This window comes from Alphaproteobacteria bacterium (assembly GCA_002869105.1).
Taxonomy (GTDB): domain Bacteria; phylum Pseudomonadota; class Alphaproteobacteria; order UBA7879; family UBA7879; genus UBA7879.
Genome location: PKTP01000010.1, coordinates 152,511 through 171,061 on the forward strand (window position 1 = coordinate 152,511; position 18,551 = coordinate 171,061).

An 18,551-nucleotide genomic window follows, 5' to 3' on the forward strand; every position below is an offset into this window, starting at 1 on the left:
GTAATTGTTCACGATTCTCAACATTTATGTTACAACCACAAACATAAAAAGTATTCGACATGAGTTTTAGCATCGAAAAAATTCTTTTGATTGATCATTTTTGCAGCGCTTTGCTTGAGCAATATGGTGTTGAAAGCGCAGAAAATTTACATGGGTTTATGGTTGATTTGGGGAAAGTATTAGAAGAAAACCCTTCTTTAAGACGCTTTATCCTTTCCCCGAGGACATCAAGTAATCGGATGAATAGATTTTTAACGGGGGTTGCGGATGACATCCCTTCCATCGCAATATCTTGCATATCTATCATGGCAGAGTTTAAGCTTCTTGGAGACTTATCAAGAGTTAAGGGGCGGCTACATCTAGCCATCATGCGAAAAAAAGGGATAGTGAAAGTTGATATTTTTTCTGCGAAAAAGCTGGAAAAAAACGACATAAAAGCCATTGAAGTAAACCTAGCATCCTTGGGTCTTAAGGAATATGTTTTCGAAAACCAGGTTGATCCGAGCTTGCTCAAGGGCTATAAAATGCGGTGGAATAATCAAATTTATGATCGATCACTCAAAAAACAATTAGATGAATTAAAAAACACTCTTATGGGAGTAAAGGTATGACTTTAACAACAGCTGAACTGAATACGATACTAACGAAGCGTTTGAAATCTTTTGATTCTAAAGAAGTGCTCGAAAATGTTGGTGAGGTAATCAGTGTGGGTGATGGGATTGCCCAGGCATATGGTCTTGAAAAGGTGAAAGCCGGAGAAATGGTCCGTTTTGAAAATGGTACCAAAGGAATGGTTTTGAACCTGGAAGATAAAAACGTTGGTATTGTGATTTTTGGCGACAAGAAGTCCGTTAAAGAGGGTGATACTGTCTATCAAACTAATGAGATGATGTCTGTTCCAACCGGTAAATCATTGCTTGGTCGTGTTGTTGATGCATTAGGTGAACCTATAGATGGTAAGGGTGATTTGGTTGATGTTGAGCTCCAACCAGTCGAAAAAAGCGCGCCTGGTATTATTGCTCGAAAATCTGTCCATGAACCAATGCAAACGGGTATTAAGGCCATTGACGCCCTTGTTCCAATTGGACGAGGACAAAGAGAGCTTATTATTGGTGATCGGCAGACAGGGAAAACGGCTCTGATTATTGATACAATTTTAAACCAAAAGCGCGCCTTTGATGAAAACAATGACAACGAAAAGCTGTACTGTATTTACGTTGCCATTGGTCAAAAAAAGTCAACCGTTGCTCAGATTGTTAAGCGATTGGAAGACGCGGGTGCCCTTGATTACACCATCATTGTTTCCGCCTCGGCCTCTGATCCAGCGCCCTTGCAGTTCCTTGCGCCCTACGCGGGGTGTGCCATGGGTGAATACTTCCGTGATAATGGCATGCACGCATTGGTCGTCTATGATGATTTATCAAAGCAAGCCAACGCTTACCGTGAAATGTCGTTGTTGCTCAGACGCCCTCCCGGCCGAGAAGCTTATCCTGGAGATGTGTTTTATCTTCACTCGCGGTTGCTTGAACGGGCTGCTAAGCTGAGTGATGAGTTTGGCGGTGGTTCTTTAACAGCGTTGCCTGTGATTGAAACTCAAGCTGGTGATGTGTCAGCATATATCCCAACCAATGTTATTTCGATCACAGACGGGCAAATTTTCTTGGAAACAGAACTTTTCTTTAAAGGATTGCGTCCAGCTATTAACGTCGGGCTTTCGGTGAGTCGTGTAGGATCTGCAGCACAAACTAAAGCGATGAAGCAAGTGGCTGGAAGTATTAAGCTTGAACTGGCCCAGTATCGTGAAATGGCTGATTTTGCCCAGTTTGCATCAGATTTAGACCCCTCAACGAAAAAATTATTAGATCGAGGTGATCGATTGATTGAGCTTTTGAAGCAACCTCAATATCACCCTCTCTCTCTAGCGGAACAAGTTCTCAGTATTTTTTGTGGGGTTGAGGGTTATTTAGATCGTTTGGTGGCTAGCAAGGTGCCTTCTTTCCTTGCCTTTATCATAGAAGAAGCAAAAGATGAAAATGTCCTTCTTGATCAACTCGAACAAGACGGAAAAATATCTGATGACTTGAGGGAAAAAATGCATCAATTCATCAAGAAAAAAGTTGAAAAGTTCTTAGAGCATGGCCAGTCTTAAGACATTAAAAAAACGTATCCAAAGCGTTCAATCAACGCGCAAGATCACCGCTGCTATGCGGATGGTAGCAACATCTTATTATCGTCGGTATCAAGCACAAGTTATGCCATTGCGGCATTTGAATGCTGAACTTACGTCATGCTTGAAAACAGTGTATTTTGCCACCCCTCTTGAAGGTGCTGTTGACCCCTTTGTAGCAAACAAAAAACCCGTCACAAACCATTTAATCCTTGTTCTGGGAACTGATAGAGGTTTATGCGGAAGTTTTAACGTTAAGCTTTTGAATTATACGCAAAGTATGATCAGTCAGCTGAATGAGCAGGGGCAGAAGGTTTCGGTCCTGTGTGTAGGTCATCGACTTTTATCGATGATCAGTCTGCTGTCAGGAGCACATGCTGTCCGCGGATGTGACGTTGACTATAAAAAAATCATGGACTTTATTGTCCCTTTTGTGGCTCAGTTAAAAAGTCTTCAACGCAGCAATACGATACAGGCTTGTTCCGTTGTCTATGGTTCTCATGAATCAGCTATTTATTCCAAGCCTCAACTTCTGTCTTTGATGCCCATTTTTAAGCCAGAAGATCTGGCCAATAAAGAGGATAGTATTGAGCCTTTTTTTGGATCGGAGCCGGCACCGAGTGATTTTATGGAAAGATTTACGCCCGAAATTGTTAAAACGTTACTGCAACAAGCATTGATTGAAAGCAAGGCATCTGAAGAAAGTACTCGGATGGTGGCCATGGAAAATGCAACAAAAAACGCTGATGAAATGATTCGAAAGTTGAATATCGAGTTTAACCGAAACCGCCAAGCTTCGATCACTAAAGAGCTTATTGAAATCATTTCTGGAGCAGAAGCAGTTTAGAGGAGAATTTATGACTCAGAAAAAAGCCCCCCAACATCTTATTGGTCGTTTACATCAGATTATTGGACCTGTTGTAGACGTTGAATTTCCAGAAGACTTGCCTGCAATAACCAATGCCCTGATTATCAAAAATGATGGTCATGACATCACGCTCGAGGTTGTGATGCACCTTGGAAATAACATTGTACGGACCATTGCCATGCAAGCAACTGATGGCCTAAGGCGTGGGTTAGAGGTCGTTGATACCGGTGATGCCATTAAGGTGCCAGTTGGACCAGAGACATTGGGACGCATTATGAATGTTATTGGTGAACCCATTGATGAACGCGGTCCGATTAATGCTAAACAGTATGATGTGATTCATAAGCCAGCTCCTCTTTTTACCAATCAGTCTACAGAAACGCAGATGCTTGAAACAGGTATTAAGGTTGTGGATCTTTTAGCCCCATATATGCGTGGGGGTAAAGTTGGTTTGTTTGGTGGTGCGGGAGTTGGAAAAACCGTATTGATTATGGAATTGATCAACAACATTGCCAAAGCACATGGTGGGTATTCTGTTTTTGCAGGTGTTGGTGAGCGAACCCGTGAGGGGAACGATCTTTATCATGAGATGATTGATTCTGGTGTGATTGACATTAAAGGAAAAGAGTCCAAAGCCGCTCTGGTTTATGGACAGATGAACGAACCTACTGGAGCGCGGGCCCGTGTGGCATTAACAGGTTTGACCGTTGCAGAATACTTCCGGGATCAAGAAGGCCAAGATGTTTTACTTTTCATTGATAACATTTTCCGGTTTTCACAAGCAGGATCTGAAATTTCTGCCTTGTTGGGCCGTATTCCTTCAGCGGTGGGGTATCAGCCAACATTGGCAACGGAAATGGGAGAACTGCAAGAGCGAATCACTACAACGCAAACGGGGTCTATTACCAGTGTGCAGGCGATTTATGTTCCAGCTGATGATTTAACGGACCCAGCGCCAGCAACCTCATTCTCTCACTTGGATGCAACAACGGTGTTGAGTCGTCAGATTGCATCACTGGGTATTTATCCAGCTGTCGATCCGCTAGATTCTACGTCTCGTATTTTGGATCCAGATATTGTGGGCCAAGAGCATTACCAAGTAGCTCGTGAAGTGCAGACCGTTCTCCAGACTTATAAATCATTGCAGGATATTATCGCAATTTTGGGAATGGATGAATTATCAGATGAGGATAAATTAACGGTGGCCCGGGCCCGAAAAATCCAGCGTTTCTTCTCACAACCGTTCCATGTGGCTGAAGTCTTTACAGGCATGAAAGGTGCCTATGTTCCCCTTGCTGACACCATTCGGGGATTTAAAGAAATTCTTGCTGGCAAGCATGATCGTCTGCCGGAGTCCGCTTTTTACATGGTGGGTTCTATTGAAGAAGCCATCGAAAAAGCTGCAAAAATAGAGTAGAAATCATGGCAAAACATCTGACGCTTAAGGTTTTAGGAAGCCAAACAGCGGTTGAAAAGAAGAATATTTCTTCAATTTTAGCGCCTGGCCTTGCTGGAGATGTTGAGGTGAGACCAGACCATGCAACCATGATTATGGGATTGCGATCGGGAACAGTAAAGCTTCTCCCATCAAATGAGACCATTGAGATTTCTCATTCAGGGCTTTTGAAAGTTCATCAAAATCACTGTATCTTGAGCCTTATCGAACAATCTGTTTCTGATGATGTCGATGAAAATCAGGACGCAAAATCACTCAGTCAGATTTTTTCAGAGGGTTTCTTTTCATAAAAAGCTTATAAAGCCAATAATTTTTGTTAAGATGGAATTGTGAGTCTTAACGGCTTTATTGACTAAGGATGGCTATGAATACTGAGAAATTTACCGATCGTGCCCGTGGTTTTCTTCAAGCTGCGCAAACACTTGCCCAAACAAGAAATCATCAAAGGCTTGTTCCTGAACATGTGCTAAAGGTATTGATCGATGATCCAGAGGGATTGGCTTCAACGCTGATTCAATCGGCCCAAGGTAATGTGCAATTGATACAATCGGAGACAGATCGTTTTCTTGAAACACTACCAAAAATTAGTGGTGCTGCCTCTGGCCAAGTGTATGCAGCTCCTGAATTTTCTCAAGTTCTAGCCGAGGCTGAAAAAGTCGCTAAAAAAGCAGTGGACAGTTACGTTACCGCTGAAATGATGTTGTTGGCATTATGTTTGACGCCTAAAACAGAAAGTCAGACTATTTTGAAAAAAGCTGGCATAACGGCCCAAACTTTAAACGAAGCGATCACAGCTATGCGAAAAGGACGACAAGCGCATAGCGTCAGTGCTGAAGATGGATATGATGCCTTGAAAAAATATGCTCGTGACCTGACTGCTGTGGCGCGTGATGGAAAGCTAGACCCTGTGATCGGCCGTGATGAAGAAATACGCAGAACAATTCAGGTCCTTGCACGGCGCACCAAAAACAATCCTGTGTTAATAGGGGAGCCCGGGGTTGGTAAAACAGCTATTGTTGAAGGCTTAGCCCTGCGAATTGTTAATGGCGATGTGCCCGAGAGTTTGAAGAATAAAGATTTATTGTCTCTGGATTTAGGGGCGCTCATCGCAGGGGCTAAATACCGCGGTGAATTTGAAGAGCGATTAAAGTCTATTTTGGCTGAAGTTTCTGATGCGGCTGGCAAAATCATTTTGTTTATTGATGAACTACATACGCTGGTTGGGGCTGGTAAATCCGATGGCGCTATGGATGCCTCCAATATGTTAAAACCAGCTTTAGCGCGTGGTGAGCTTCATTGTGTGGGGGCAACAACGCTCAATGAATATCGGCAGTACATTGAAAAGCCGCATTGGCCCGCCGTTTTCAACCTGTTTTCGTGCCTGAGCCAACGGTTGCTGAGACGGTTTCCATTCTAAGAGGAATCAAAGAGAAATATGACCTGCATCATGGTGTTCGTATTACCGATGGCGCCATTGTCGCCGCGGCGACACTCTCGGATCGATATATCTCAGATCGGTTTTTGCCAGATAAAGCCATTGATTTGGTGGATGAAGCCGCCAGCCGGGTTCGGATGCAAATTGATTCCAAGCCTGAAGCGCTTGATACCTTAGATCGACAATTGGTCCAACTAAAGATTGAGCAGGCTGCCTTAAAAAAAGAAACAGACGCTGGTTCAAAACAGAGGCTTTCTGAGCTTGAAAAAGAAATTAAAGAGCTTGAATCCAAATCATTAGACCTATCAGGTACTTGGGAAGCGGAAAGACAGAAACGCGCAACCACTCAAACCATTAAAGAGCAACTGGACCATGCACGCAGTGAACTGGAAGTTGCTCAACGTTCAGGGGATCTGACCAAGGCAGGGGAATTGATGTATAGTACAATCCCCAAACTTGAATCAAAGCTGTCACAAACAGAGTCATCTGAAAAACAAGCTTTTACAGCAGAAGAAGTCACCGATCAAAATATTGCTGAAGTTGTTTCTAAGTGGACGGGGATTCCTGTTGATAAGATGCTGGCCAGTGAGCGATCCAAGCTTATGGAAATGGAGGATCTGTTGCAGCAACGGGTGATTAGCCAATCCGAGGCAATTACGGCCGTTGCAAATGCTGTTCGCCGAGCACGGGCTGGATTGCAAGATCCCCATCGTCCGCAGGCTTCATTCCTTTTTCTTGGGCCAACAGGCGTGGGGAAAACAGAATTAGTCAAGGCACTCGCCGAGTTTTTATTTGATGACGATTCGGCCATGGTACGCCTGGATATGTCAGAGTTTATGGAAAAGCACGCGGTGGCGCGCTTGATAGGAGCGCCTCCAGGATATGTGGGATATGATGAAGGCGGGGTTTTGACAGAGGCTGTTCGCAGGCGGCCTTACCAGGTTGCGTTGTTTGATGAAGTTGAGAAAGCCCACCCCGATGTTTTTAATATCTTGCTACAAGTTTTAGATGATGGCCGATTAACGGATGGTCAAGGTCGAACCGTTGATTTTCGCAATACGATCATCATTCTAACCTCAAATTTAGGCAGCCAAGAGCTTGCCAATCAAAAAGAGGGAGAGTCCACGGATCTTGTGCGTGAGAAGGTGATGGAACACGTTCGGGCCGCATTTAAGCCAGAGTTTATCAACCGTATTGATGAAATCTTACTTTTTAGTCGCTTAACAGAAAAAGACATGAGCTTCATTGTTGAAATTCAAATTAACCATCTTCTCAAGCGATTAGAAGATCGAAAGATTGACCTTGTTCTGGATGATACAGCTAAAGCATGGCTTGCAAGTAAGGGATATGATCCGGTTTATGGTGCTCGGCCATTAAAGCGCGTGATTCAAAGCCATATTCAAAACCCACTGGCTACACTTTTGCTTGAAGGCAACCTTTCAGATGGTCAAAAGGTGGCTGTTACTGTTAAAAATGACCAGCTTGCCTTTGAAGTCAGTTAGGGTGGATCATGTTTTTTGCCTTGTTCCTCAGAAGAAATGGCAAAGGGTTGGGTTTAACGATGATAAAAAAATGAGCGAGTCTGAGGGTGGTAGGAGCATTCACTGCGAAATAAAAAGGAGGCATGAATATAACTTTTTTCTTCACAATTCCAAAATTAACTCATAAGAGTGGACACACAATTTTTTAATATTTAAGGAAAATTATGCTTATCCGTCTCTTACCTGTTTTTGTCACTGGCTTTATTATTGCGATTGAATGCTCGATTAGTTTTAATTCTCTCCTTTTGCCAAGGGTTCAAGAAAATATCGGCATTACTGAACAATTGGCCAGTTATTCCATGAGTTTGGGGCTTTTTGCTCTCGGAATAGCCGCAATGATCTATGGGAGTTTATGTGATGGTTTAGGTAGGCGACCCATCATTATTTTGAGTAGTGTCTTATTTTCCCTTGGAACAGCCCTGAGCGTTTTTGCCCATAGTTTTACTACTTTGATGATTGGTCGTTTTTGCCAAGGTCTTGGTGCTGGCGCGGGTTGGGTTGTTGGTAATGCAAGCTTGCGTGACGTGTACAGCGAAAGAGCCTATGTGCGCATGATCAATTATGTACACTCTGTTGTTGGAATTGTGCCTGCTGTGGCGCCTATGCTTGGATCTTACTTATTAAAGTATATGGACTGGCGTTCAATTTTGGGGCTTCTTCTTGCCTTTTCCCTTATTATTTTAGTCCTGCAAATTTTCTTTTTACCGGAAACATTGGTTGAAAGACGCAAAGTCACGTCTAAGACTTTTTTTAAAAATTTTTTAGTTGTGCTGACAAATCGTCGATATCAGTATTTTGCAATCATTAAAGTTTTGGCTGTTACTCTTCTCTTCATGGATATAAGTACATGCTCGTTGATGCTTGTTAACCATATGGGGGTTCAAGAGGTAGAGTATGGTTATTATGTTTTCCCTTTATTTTCCATGTATGTGATTGCCATCATTCTCTCTGAGAAAGTTATAGTCAGTAAGATTTCTATTGAGTCTATTTTAAATCTTGGTTTTGGATTTATTCTAGTGGGGAATGTTATAACCCTTATCTTAGGTCTTTTTTATTCGTTAAGCCCCGAGGCTATTCAAGGTTTGAAAATGTTAACCTATATAGGATTTGGCCTTGTTTTTGGAAATGCAACCGGATGTCTTATTAATTCTGTTTCTAAGAAAGCTGGATCAGCGGCCGCATTAATGATTGCACTTGAAATGTTATTCAGTGCAGTGGGCATCACGATTATTGGATATTTTTTCAATGGCAGCGCTGTACCCTATAGTTTTTCCGCAGTTATCGTGTGTATGATTGTTTTTGTGCTGACTTTTTCTATGAAAAAATTCAAATACATTCAGCCTAAAACTTAATACTGATCGCTTATTTTCCTAATAACTTTTCTCATCACGGTTGGAAATGCATAATTCTCTAGATCATTTTTATCGCACCAAAAACCACCTTGAGTCCATACAGGAACAGCATCTGTTTTGATGATTTCAAGAATGAGATGAAAATGCGTAAAGGTGTGCATGACTTTTATGTCACCATCAGCAGGACTTTGATTTGACTCTAACCATGGTGTTGAGGGAAATTCCATCAATCCCAACAATAATCTTCCTTCTGTTCTTTTGCGAATATAAACCTGACTTTTGTTATTTTCGATCCAAAAAAGGCTGGAATATCGGGTTGGTTTTGGCGTTTTTGGAGCCTTTTTTGGATAGTTTTGGGTATTTTTTGATGCAAAAGCACAACATTTTTGTTGAATTGGGCAGTCTGTACAGGAAGGGGATGTGGGTTTGCAAATCATAGATCCTAAGTCCATGATTGATTGGGCTAAATCTCCTGGTTTGGCAACCTGAAAAATCTCTGAAATTTCGCCAGAGAATTGTTTTTTTGCTTTTGGAAAAACACCATCAAAGCACAGATAACGAGATAAAACGCTCTCTATATTGCCATCAACCACGGTTTCTGGTTGATTGAATGCGATGGTTCGAATGGCCGCGGCTGTATATGGGCCAATGCCAGGTAGGGATAGTAAGCTGGATAAATCTTCAGGAAAAACACTCTGATAGGTGCTTTCTATAACTTGTGCACATTTGAGGAGATTACGAGCCCGTTGATAGTATCCTAGACCTTGCCAGAGATGAAAAACCTCATCCTGTGTGGCGTGCGCGAGGTGAGTGATGGTGGGCCATTTTTTAATAAAGCGATTAAAATAAGGAATGACTGTTACAACAGTTGTTTGTTGTAACATGATTTCGCTGAGCCAGACATAATATGGATTTGGTTTAACATCAACTGCACGCCAAGGCAAAGCCCGTTGATATTGATTATACAACTGTAATAATTGCTTTTGAAAAAACAGCCGTTTTTCTGGTGTCATCATTTATATATACGCGAGGGGATCATAAGTTTGACGCCCTTTTCGAATTTCAAAATGCAGTTGGGGCGCGTCAACGAAACCGGTCTTTCCAATCAATCCAAGGATTTGGCCCCGTTTGATTTTAGTATTTTCTTTAGCTGTTACTTTGGATAAGTGCGCATAGGCTGTCACCCATCCCCCTTCGTGTTTAATCAGTACAAGGTTTCCGAAGCTTTTGATACTTTGACCTGTATAAACCACAAGGCCAGTTTCAGCAGCTTTCACGGGTGAGTTTAAGGGGGCTTTGATGTTAATGCCATCATTTACTATACCGCCTTTTTTAACACCATATCTTGAGATAATGCGCCCTCCAGAAACAGGATTTTTGAACCGTCCCTCTCTTAAAGGCAGAACAGATCCAATTCTCTTTTTGGGAGACGCTTTTCTCTGTTTCTGAGCAAGCGTTTGAGGAGAAGATCCATGAATTCTAAGTTTTTGACCAATGGATAATGTGTAAGGTTCTTGGAGATCGTTTAAGCGAACAAGTGTGGTTTGATCCATATTATATAGCCTAGAAATGCTATAGAGCGTCTCTTGAGCTTTAACAATATGATAACTGGCAGTTGGGATTTTCAAGACCTGACCTACCGATAGAACATAAGGGGCGGATAAATTATTATGTTGGATGAGATCTTCTAAAGGCATGTGATGTTTCTGGGCAATGCTATACAAAGTTTCCCCTTTTTGAATCTCATGATTAGACGTACTTGTAACTGCTGGTGGTGAGGATGTTTTTGAGAGTGAGCGAGAGAATAGCCTTGGGAACGATACCAAAGGCGCAAGGCCACCAGGACGCCCACACATCGTTAGCAGTGTTAATATACTAATGTTTAACGCTATAAGGTAAAACCGAGCCATAGAGCAAGTTTACACCAAAACTCTTAGGAGAGAATAATTTTGCCATTCATGTAGGAATGAAGAACGGGAGGGATAACAATAGATCCATCTTCTTGTTGGTAGTTTTCCAAAAGAGCAACCAAGGTTCGACCCACTGCTAAACCAGAACCATTCAGGGTATGAATGAATTCGGGTTTGGTTTTTTTCCCTTCAGATAAAGGACGATAACGCGCTTTGAGTCGCCGAGATTGATAGTCACCAAAAGAAGAACAGCTAGAGATCTCTCTATAAGTGTTTTGACTTGGGATCCAGGCTTCAAGATCATAGGTTTTTTGAGCGTGAAACCCAAGATCACCTGAACAAAGCAACATAACACGGTAAGGAATTTCCAGGGCTTGAAGGATATACTCCGCAGCTGAGAGCATGCGCTGATGCTCTTGTTCTGCCATATAGTGTGGAACAAAACTAACCAATTCGACTTTATTAAATTGATGTAAACGAATGATTCCCCTGGTATCACGCCCAGCAGCACCAGCTTCCGAGCGAAAACAAGGGGTATAAGCAACATAGCGCAAAGAAAGCTGATCTTGGTCATAAATTTGATCAGCGGCAAGATTGGTTAGGCTAACCTCGGCCGTTGGGATCAGCCAGTGATTCGTTGTTGTTTGAAAAGATTCTTCCCCAAATTTGGGGAGTTGTCCTGTGGCAAATAGGGCGGAATCACGCACTAAGAGCGGTGGTGAAATTTCTTCATACCCAAATTTGGTGGTGTGGATATCAAGCATAAAATGGGCCAGTGCTCGCTCCAATTTAGCAAGGTCACCCTTAAGGACAACAAATCGACTTCCAGACATTTTAACAGCAGATTCAAAGTCCATAAGCCCCATGCTAACACCCAGTTCGTCGTGGGATTTGGCGGCAAACGTAAGAGGTTGGGGTTCACCCCACGTGCGAATGAGGGCATTATCAGTTTCATCCTGACCGGTAGGAACATCGCTGGCGATCAAGTTAGGAAGATGAGAGAGAAGCAAATGAAGTGTTTCTGACAGAGCTGTTTTTTTTTCTTCTAAATCTTGACTCTCTGTTCGAATTTTAACACCCGTCTCTTGAAGCTCTTCGGTAGCGTCTCCCTGTCTTTTAGCCTGCGCCATTTCTTGAGCCAGAAGATTCTTTTGATGCTGAAGGTCTTGGAGCTTGGTTTGTACGGTACGCAGATTTTCATCTGTGGTCAAAATTTCAGTCAAATCTACATCTAATCCACGCTTGGTGCACATTTCTTCAAAATGCTTTGGTGTGTCACGGAGTAATTTTATATCGATCATTTTTCTCTCTTATTTATCATACGTAAAAAAAGGATGGTTCCTTCATATAGCAACACCAATGGAATTGCTAGTGCAACCTGGCTTAACAGATCAGGCGGGGTTAAAAAGGCGGCTAAGGTGAAGATAAAAACCACGACATATTTTCTGTTTTTTTGAAGAGACGATCGATGAAGGATCCCTGTCTGAACTAAGAAGATCAGGATGATTGGCAATTGAAAGCTTAAGCCAAAAACCAAAACAAACAGGCCGAAAAAGTGAATTGAATTCTCTAAGTTGGCAAGAAGAGGAATGGTTGTGCTGCCCAGATTTTGTGCTGTTGTCATGAAAAAGAGTAGCGCGTTTGGTAAAACCACTAAGAAAAGAAAAAAAGAACCTAAAAGAAAAAAGAGTGGAAAACTCAAAAGTAAGGCGTAAAGCCACTTTTTTTCTTTTTTATATAGGCCGGGAACCATGAATTGATAAAGCTGATACTCAATGATGGGCACAATCAGGCATGAGATAGACCAAAGAGAGAGTTTTAGTTTGATAAAAAACGCTTCTGGTAAGCTGCCGTATACAAATTGAAAAGAGGGGTATTTTGCCTCTAATACGATGTGGTGGGTATAGGTGAGAATCAGGTTTAGCAGAGGTTTGCTGGCCCAAAAGAACGACACTAGAAAAACAATAACAAAGCAGCCAAGGGTGATGAGAAAGCGTTGCTTAAGTTCAGCCAGGTTGCTACTGATCATTTTTGGTTTGAGAGGTTAGAGGCTGCTTGGTGTGGGCTTCTTTTTCGGCATTGGTACGATAGGCATCAATTTCAGCCTGTTGCAGGTGATTCTTTAATTCATTCTTGAAAGAGAGCCACATTTTCTGGAACTTGCTGTACCACTTTCCAAGATTAAACAGTATTTTGGCAAAATCTTTTTTATTCCACAATAAGCCGACAAGCAGCGTAATGAGGCATATTTCATAAAAACCAACGCCAACCATTATTTTTTTTTCTTTTTTTTATCGTTGGAGTCAGCGCCTTTACGAAAAGCCCTGATGCCTTCTCCAAGCTCTGACATCAGGTTTTTGATGCGTCCGGAACCAAACAGCAGGAGAACGATGAGAGCAATAAGCAGAATTTGAAAAAAACCAACAGACATAAAGGACCTTTTTTTTTATACTATACAATATGTTAGTCGTTTCATCATCCTCAATAATAAGTTGGCTCCATATCCTGGTGTTGCATAAAAACATCACAAATAAAAAATGTAAGAGGCAAAAGGACATTTTTATCTTAATTCTGTTGCACGGATGTTTGCCCCTCAATATGGTATAGATATAGTTAATAATATTAGGAGAATATGATGAATAAACTACTTATGTCTGCATCAGCTCTTGCTCTCGTAGCAATGTCTGGTCAAGCAATGAATGACGGTTTCAACACTTATGTTAAACTTGGTTACTCTGGAACTAAAGCAAAAGGTAAAACAGTTAATGCCGGTGCTGTTCGCGGTACATCTCAAGACAAACTTGGAAATGGTTTCCTTGGTGGTCTAGGGGTAGGTTACTGGAACACGCTAAGCAACAAATTGATGCTTGGTGTATCAGTTGGTTTTAACTACGATACTGGTAAAGCTAAAGTTGGTAACAAAACTTTTCCTGCTGCTTCTGCTGGTAAAGTCACTTTTGAACCAAAGCACAACATTGATCTGACTCTTAAAGTAGGTCGTATGTTCAACGAAAAAATGTCTGGTTACTTAGGTCTAGGTCATGAATTCGGTTTCGGTCGTTACAAATTCGGAACTGTTAAAGACAACGTACGGACTTTCTCACTTGTTCCACACTTGGGTGTAATGGGTAAACTACACGAGAAAGTATCTTGGTTGGGTGAAGTTGGATACAAATTCGCAACTAACGTAAGCGGACTTAAATCTGACCACAAAGCTCTTACTGACAAAAAACCACACGGTTTCCAAGCTAAAGTTGGTGTTTCTTACCACTTCTAGTTGTGAAACAGTTAAGGTTTCAAAGGGCTCCTTTAGGAGCCCTTTTTTTGTCGCTTTGCACGCGGTTCGAATTAAGATAATCTGGCATTAAATAAATTATCAGGAGAGGTAGCATGTTCTATCGTAATAAGTTCTTTTTATATGGTATCGCAACCACATTGATCGGTATGATGACGATACTGGCTTTTGATCGCTTGGTTCTTGGGGTGCGCTTTACAACCCAGAACTATGAACTTAAATTACTCGAGGGTGATTTAGCGCGCACCACCGAAGAAGCGTTGGAGCTTGAGCAACACCTTACGCAGCTGAAAAAACAAATTAACATTATTAAACCTCTGGCAGCTTTAAGTTTGGATCAACAACAGCAGCTTATGGAATCGGAGCAAGCGTTTACCAGAGCCCAAGAAAAAATTATGGCGTTAAGTTTAGTCATGGATCGTTTGAAAAATCAGTTTTGGACGAAACTGAAGTTATTTAGCCAGCGTTTTCCAGGCATGATTGAATACAAGAATGGTCGCTATAGCTTTAACACTGCTTTGTTCTTTGCCAGCGCGTCTGCAGATCTCAATGAGCAAGGACAGTTTATGCTTGAGGAATTTGCTGAATTTTTAGGCCAATTTATTGCCCAGGCCCCCTTAGGTCTTAATTGGTTTATCCGCGTTGATGGTCATACCGATTCTGAACCGATCGATACAAAAGAGTTTCCATCCAACTGGCAATTAGCAAGTGCAAGGGCGATTGAGGTTGCTAGCTATTTAATTGAGCGAGGGGTGTGCCGGCAAAGTATTTAGCGCCTACAAGCTTTAGCTCTTATTGGCCATTGGTTGAGGGAATCTCAGAGGAAGCTATGGAAAAAAACCGTCGTATTGAGTTTACGCTCTCTCATTACTAAAGGGCATTTAAGCTAAGGTTAATAGAACAGGCGCGTGATCAGAGGGGCGGGTGTTCCCTCTGGTCTCAGTGTCCACCTCAACTTTATCGATGCAATCAGCGGCTTGGGGGGAAACGAGGAAGTGATCAATCCGCAAGCCACGATTCTGTTCCCAGGAACCTTGGCGATAATCCCACCAGGTATAAAAAGTTTCAGGATTCAAATCATGCGCTTTTTGATAGGCAGCCGCGGCATCAATCCAGCCGGCATTGGTCAGTTTTCGTAGCGCCTGACGTTCCACAGGGCTGGCAAGAATACGGTCTTGAAACTTTTTAACATCATAAACGTCTTGATCAAAGGGAGCGATGTTGTAATCCCCCCCTAAAATAATTTTTTCATTTAAGCTCAATAGCGTGTTGGTGTGATGGTATAAATTATCTAAAAAACGTAGTTTGTAGAGATACTTATCATGACCAACTTCCTGACCATTGGGAACGTAAATACTGGCAACCCGAACCTGATTGGTGACGGCTTCAAGATAACGCGCTTGTGCTGGGTCTTCTTGTCCAGAAAAGCCAACCTGGATATCCTCGAGGGGGTATTTTGAGAGGATGGCAACACCGTTATAGCTCTTTTGACCGTGGATGGCGATGTTGTAGCCACTGTCCTCAATAAATTCACGGGGAAACGCTTCATCTAAAACTTTGGTTTCTTGCAGGAGAACAACGTCGGGCGAGACTTTTTGAAGCCAGGAAATCAATTGATCAAGGCGCGTGCGAATCGAGTTGATGTTCCAGCTAGCAATAAGCATTGTCACACCGAAAACGAACTGCCACAGCCACAAGATGAAGCTGCATCAGGGTTGTTGACTTTAAAATAGCTGCCAATTAAATCTTCAACATAATCGATTTGAGCATTTTCTAAGAAAGGCTGAGAAACCGTGTCAATGGCAATTTTGACACCCTCTTGTTCAATGATCAAATCTTCATCAGATGCTTGTGGATCAACCCGAAATTGATATTGAAAGCCATTGCAGCCCCCCGCATCGATACAAATACGAAAGACAGAATCCTCTTCTTTTGTTGAGAGGAGCTTGGTGATGTGTTTGTGAGCACGTGGTGATAAAAAATCTTGTCTCATTTGATCCAAAACTTCTTTGTTTTATTGATTATACATTAAATCGAAAATGGAAGATATCTCCATCCTCAACGATATATTCTTTGCCTTCTTGACGCATTTTGCCAGCATCCTTAACAGCTGCTTCAGAGCCACAAGAAACATAATCAGCATAGCGGATAGTTTCTGCGCAAATAAATCCGCGTTCAAAGTCAGTATGGATTTTTCCAGCTGCTTGCGGTGCGGTTGACCCTTGATGTGTTGTCCAGGAGCGCGCTTCTTTTGGACCAACGGTAAAAAAAGTAATAAGATTAAGCGCGCTATATCCCTTTTGAATCACTTGATCCAGCCCGGTTTTTTCAAGGCCCAGGCTTCCTAGGAACTCTTGTTGTTCTGGAGCGTCTAGAGCAGCAATTTCTGCCTCAATGGCGCTGGAGATATAAACCATCTCTGCTTTTTCTTGAGCAACAACTTCAGCTACTTTTTGGGTGTATTGGTTCCCGGTTGCAGCATCTGATTCCGCGACATTGCACACGTAAACGATCGGTTTTGCTGTGAGGAGCTGTAGCTCCGAAAACAACAGCTCTTGATCTGGATCAATTTTTATAGTGCGGGCAGGATGGCCAGCTTCGAGTGTTGGGAGAATGTAATGGATGAGTGATAAAAGATCTTTGCTGCGCGCGTCTTGAGCTTTGGCTTTCTTTTCCAAAGTCACCTTACGCTTTTCCAAAGATTCCATATCAGCCAGTAACAGCTCTGTTTCAATGATATCGCGATCACGTAGAGGATCAACGGATCCTTCAACATGAGTGATGTCATCATCATCAAAGCATCTTAGAACGTGGATGATTGCATCAACAGTGCGTACGTGACCCAAAAATTGGTTGCCTAATCCTTCTCCTTTGCTGGCTCCGCGCACAAGCCCGGCTATGTCAACAAATTCTAAGGTTGTTGGGATTTTTTGTTTGGACTGCGCCAATTTTGCCAAGGTATCCAAACGCTCATCAGGAACACCGACACGGCCTATGTTCGGCTCTATGGTACAAAAGGGGTAGTTAGCAGATTGTGCTTGAGCTGTTTTCGTAAGGGCGTTGAAAAGAGTTGATTTCCCGACATTTGGTAAGCCAACGATGCCACAATTAAATCCCATGATTTTCCTATGAGTTTATTGATTCATTCATTAATACTGAAGTGAATTTATGGGGATCGGTCTCAAAAAGCAAGGGGAGATGCGTACAGATATTTTGAAGCGTTGGAACAAGCCAGGCTTCATCGTCAGTAGTAAAATTTTGGAGGACATAATCGGCGGAAGACAAAGAGGTCATTTTGGGTCGGCCTATGCCAATTTTTAATCGCCAGAAGTTGGGTCCTATTTTTTGTGTTAGGTCCCGTAACCCATTATGCCCACCATGCCCTCCCCCAAACTTGAGACGGATTTTACCTTCTTCAAGATCAAGATCATCATGAATGATACAGAAATCCTCAGGTTTTAATTTGTAAAATGATTGGAAAGCTGAGACAGCCTTACCAGATACATTCATGAATGTTTGAGGTTTGAGCAGAAAAACAGACCTGTTGTCTATGCGTCCTTGGCTATAGAGGGTATGAAACTTGGCTTTAAAATCTAGAATATCATAAGACTGGCTGATGGCATCTATAACCAAAAAACCAATGTTGTGGCGTGTGAGGGCATAGTTGGCGCCTGGATTCCCAAGGCCAACAAATGCTTTCATTGTTATGCAGCGCCTTCTTCAGCTGCCGCATCTTTACCTTTTACTTTCGGTGGAACGATTGTGTAGACCGTGTCCTGCATGCGTTGATGTGCGAACTTCATTCCTTCAGGAAGAGCGAGATCAGAAAAACGAATACTTTTGCCAACAGGAGCACCATTGAGATCAATTTCAATGAAGCTTACAATGTTCTTAGCCAAGCATTTTACATTAAGGGTGTGATGAATAACGGATAAAACACCCCCACGTTTCAAGCCGGGACACTTTTCACGATTGATAAATCGCAGAGGAACAGACAGGCGAACCATTGTTTGATCTTCAATAGCTTGAATGTCAAAGTGTAAGGGAAGTTCTGATACACGATCCCGGTCAATATCACGAACAAGGCCTTTAAACGTTTTACCATTTAATTTCACGTTAAACGTACGCATGAAAATACCTGGCTTTTTCATTTCTTTGATAAACTCGCTGTTGAGCACTTGAACGTTTACCGGTTCTTTTTGCCCGTAGAGCGTTCCAGGTACGTAACCGCTACGTCTTGCTGAACGAGCAGCGCCCTTGCCTGTTTGATCTCTGAGCTCCAACTCAATGGTGGGAAGAGAAGACATATAAAAACTCCTTCTTGAAATACTTAGTGATTTATAGCAATTCAGTGCAATAAGGCAAGTATAAAGTTAACCCGCTGATTTTAGCTTGTTTGCATCCGGCCATGAATACTGATATAAAATCCCATAATTAACTTATATTTAATATAAAATTATGAATTTTTTATGCCTTGTTTGTCTGTTTTTCCTTTTGATGGGCTGCAGTATGGTTCGCAATCCTGAC

The 18,551-nt window shown here is 42.2% G+C and carries 19 protein-coding genes and 1 pseudogene; 9 read left to right on the forward strand and 11 right to left on the reverse strand.

Annotation, left to right across the window (positions count from 1 at the left end; all coding sequences use genetic code 11):
- Positions 1-59 precede the first annotated feature (59 nt).
- The 7 genes and pseudogenes from atpH (at position 60) to C0582_05635 (ending at position 8,819) form a co-directional block, all read left to right on the forward strand.
- Positions 60-611 (forward strand): ATP synthase F1 subunit delta, encoded by a 552-nt coding sequence (atpH, locus tag C0582_05605; GenBank protein ID PLX29352.1) that lies wholly within the window; start codon positions 60-62, stop codon positions 609-611.
- Positions 608-2,149 (forward strand): F0F1 ATP synthase subunit alpha, encoded by a 1,542-nt coding sequence (locus C0582_05610; GenBank protein PLX29353.1) that lies wholly within the window; start codon positions 608-610, stop codon positions 2,147-2,149. The genes atpH and C0582_05610 overlap by 4 nt, the downstream gene beginning before the upstream one ends.
- Positions 2,136-3,014 carry an ATP synthase F1 subunit gamma gene (atpG, locus tag C0582_05615; GenBank protein PLX29354.1) on the forward strand — a complete coding sequence of 293 codons (879 nt, stop codon included), beginning with the start codon at positions 2,136-2,138 and terminating at the stop codon, positions 3,012-3,014. Before C0582_05610 ends, atpG begins: the two co-directional genes overlap by 14 nt.
- A gap of 10 nt (positions 3,015-3,024) precedes the next feature.
- Entirely contained in the window at positions 3,025-4,452 is a 1,428-nt protein-coding gene (gene atpD / locus C0582_05620; protein PLX29355.1) for a F0F1 ATP synthase subunit beta, read from the forward strand.
- Positions 4,453-4,457: 5 nt separating this feature from the next.
- Positions 4,458-4,781, forward strand: coding sequence for a hypothetical protein (locus C0582_05625; protein ID PLX29356.1), 324 nt, complete (start codon positions 4,458-4,460; stop codon positions 4,779-4,781).
- 74 nt (positions 4,782-4,855) lie between these two features.
- A pseudogene (gene clpB / locus C0582_05630) lies at positions 4,856-7,428 on the forward strand (ATP-dependent chaperone ClpB).
- A 203-nt stretch (positions 7,429-7,631) separates the two neighbouring features.
- Positions 7,632-8,819, forward strand: a complete 1,188-nt coding sequence (locus tag C0582_05635) for a hypothetical protein (GenBank protein PLX29357.1) — start codon at positions 7,632-7,634, stop codon at positions 8,817-8,819.
- Here C0582_05635 and mutY read toward each other — a convergent pair.
- From mutY to tatA, 6 genes are read right to left on the reverse strand one after another with little or no spacing between them, the layout of a single operon-like run.
- Entirely contained in the window at positions 8,816-9,835 is a 1,020-nt protein-coding gene (gene mutY, locus C0582_05640; GenBank protein PLX29358.1) for an A/G-specific adenine glycosylase, read from the reverse strand. The two genes, C0582_05635 and mutY, sit on opposite strands and share 4 nt — an antisense overlap.
- On the reverse strand, positions 9,836-10,729 hold the full coding sequence (locus tag C0582_05645; protein ID PLX29359.1) for a M23 family peptidase: 894 nt from the start codon (positions 10,727-10,729) through the stop codon (positions 9,836-9,838).
- 23 nt (positions 10,730-10,752) lie between these two features.
- Positions 10,753-12,030 (reverse strand): serine--tRNA ligase, encoded by a 1,278-nt coding sequence (locus C0582_05650; protein PLX29360.1) that lies wholly within the window; start codon positions 12,028-12,030, stop codon positions 10,753-10,755.
- Positions 12,027-12,758 (reverse strand): twin-arginine translocase subunit TatC, encoded by a 732-nt coding sequence (tatC, locus tag C0582_05655; GenBank protein PLX29361.1) that lies wholly within the window; start codon positions 12,756-12,758, stop codon positions 12,027-12,029. Before tatC ends, C0582_05650 begins: the two co-directional genes overlap by 4 nt.
- Positions 12,748-13,002: a hypothetical protein gene (locus C0582_05660; GenBank protein PLX29362.1), complete on the reverse strand. Its 255-nt coding sequence runs from the start codon at positions 13,000-13,002 to the stop codon at positions 12,748-12,750. The genes tatC and C0582_05660 overlap by 11 nt, the downstream gene beginning before the upstream one ends.
- Entirely contained in the window at positions 13,002-13,160 is a 159-nt protein-coding gene (tatA, locus tag C0582_05665; protein PLX29363.1) for a twin-arginine translocase TatA/TatE family subunit, read from the reverse strand. Before tatA ends, C0582_05660 begins: the two co-directional genes overlap by 1 nt.
- Before the next feature lie 204 nt (positions 13,161-13,364).
- Here tatA and C0582_05670 point away from each other — a divergent pair, with 204 nt between their 5' ends.
- Together C0582_05670 and C0582_05675 are read left to right on the forward strand one after the other, a co-directional pair.
- The gene (locus C0582_05670; protein PLX29364.1) at positions 13,365-14,006 is read left to right on the forward strand and encodes a hypothetical protein; all 642 of its coding nucleotides are present in this window, start codon (positions 13,365-13,367) and stop codon (positions 14,004-14,006) included.
- A gap of 113 nt (positions 14,007-14,119) precedes the next feature.
- Positions 14,120-14,797, forward strand: a complete 678-nt coding sequence (locus C0582_05675) for a hypothetical protein (GenBank protein PLX29365.1) — start codon at positions 14,120-14,122, stop codon at positions 14,795-14,797.
- A 108-nt stretch (positions 14,798-14,905) separates the two neighbouring features.
- Here C0582_05675 and xth read toward each other — a convergent pair whose 3' ends face one another.
- The 5 genes from xth to C0582_05700 are packed head-to-tail and all read right to left on the reverse strand — an operon-like array spanning position 14,906 to position 18,331.
- Positions 14,906-15,688, reverse strand: a complete 783-nt coding sequence (xth, locus tag C0582_05680; GenBank protein ID PLX29366.1) for an exodeoxyribonuclease III — start codon at positions 15,686-15,688, stop codon at positions 14,906-14,908.
- 2 nt (positions 15,689-15,690) lie between these two features.
- Positions 15,691-16,017 carry an iron-sulfur cluster assembly accessory protein gene (locus C0582_05685; GenBank protein PLX29367.1) on the reverse strand — a complete coding sequence of 109 codons (327 nt, stop codon included), beginning with the start codon at positions 16,015-16,017 and terminating at the stop codon, positions 15,691-15,693.
- A 28-nt stretch (positions 16,018-16,045) separates the two neighbouring features.
- Complete coding sequence (locus C0582_05690) at positions 16,046-17,143, reverse strand: redox-regulated ATPase YchF (protein ID PLX29368.1); 1,098 nt, start codon at positions 17,141-17,143, stop codon at positions 16,046-16,048.
- A gap of 7 nt (positions 17,144-17,150) precedes the next feature.
- Positions 17,151-17,726: an aminoacyl-tRNA hydrolase gene (locus C0582_05695; GenBank protein PLX29369.1), complete on the reverse strand. Its 576-nt coding sequence runs from the start codon at positions 17,724-17,726 to the stop codon at positions 17,151-17,153.
- A gap of 2 nt (positions 17,727-17,728) precedes the next feature.
- On the reverse strand, positions 17,729-18,331 hold the full coding sequence (locus C0582_05700) for a hypothetical protein (GenBank protein ID PLX29370.1): 603 nt from the start codon (positions 18,329-18,331) through the stop codon (positions 17,729-17,731).
- Positions 18,332-18,551 lie beyond the last annotated feature (220 nt).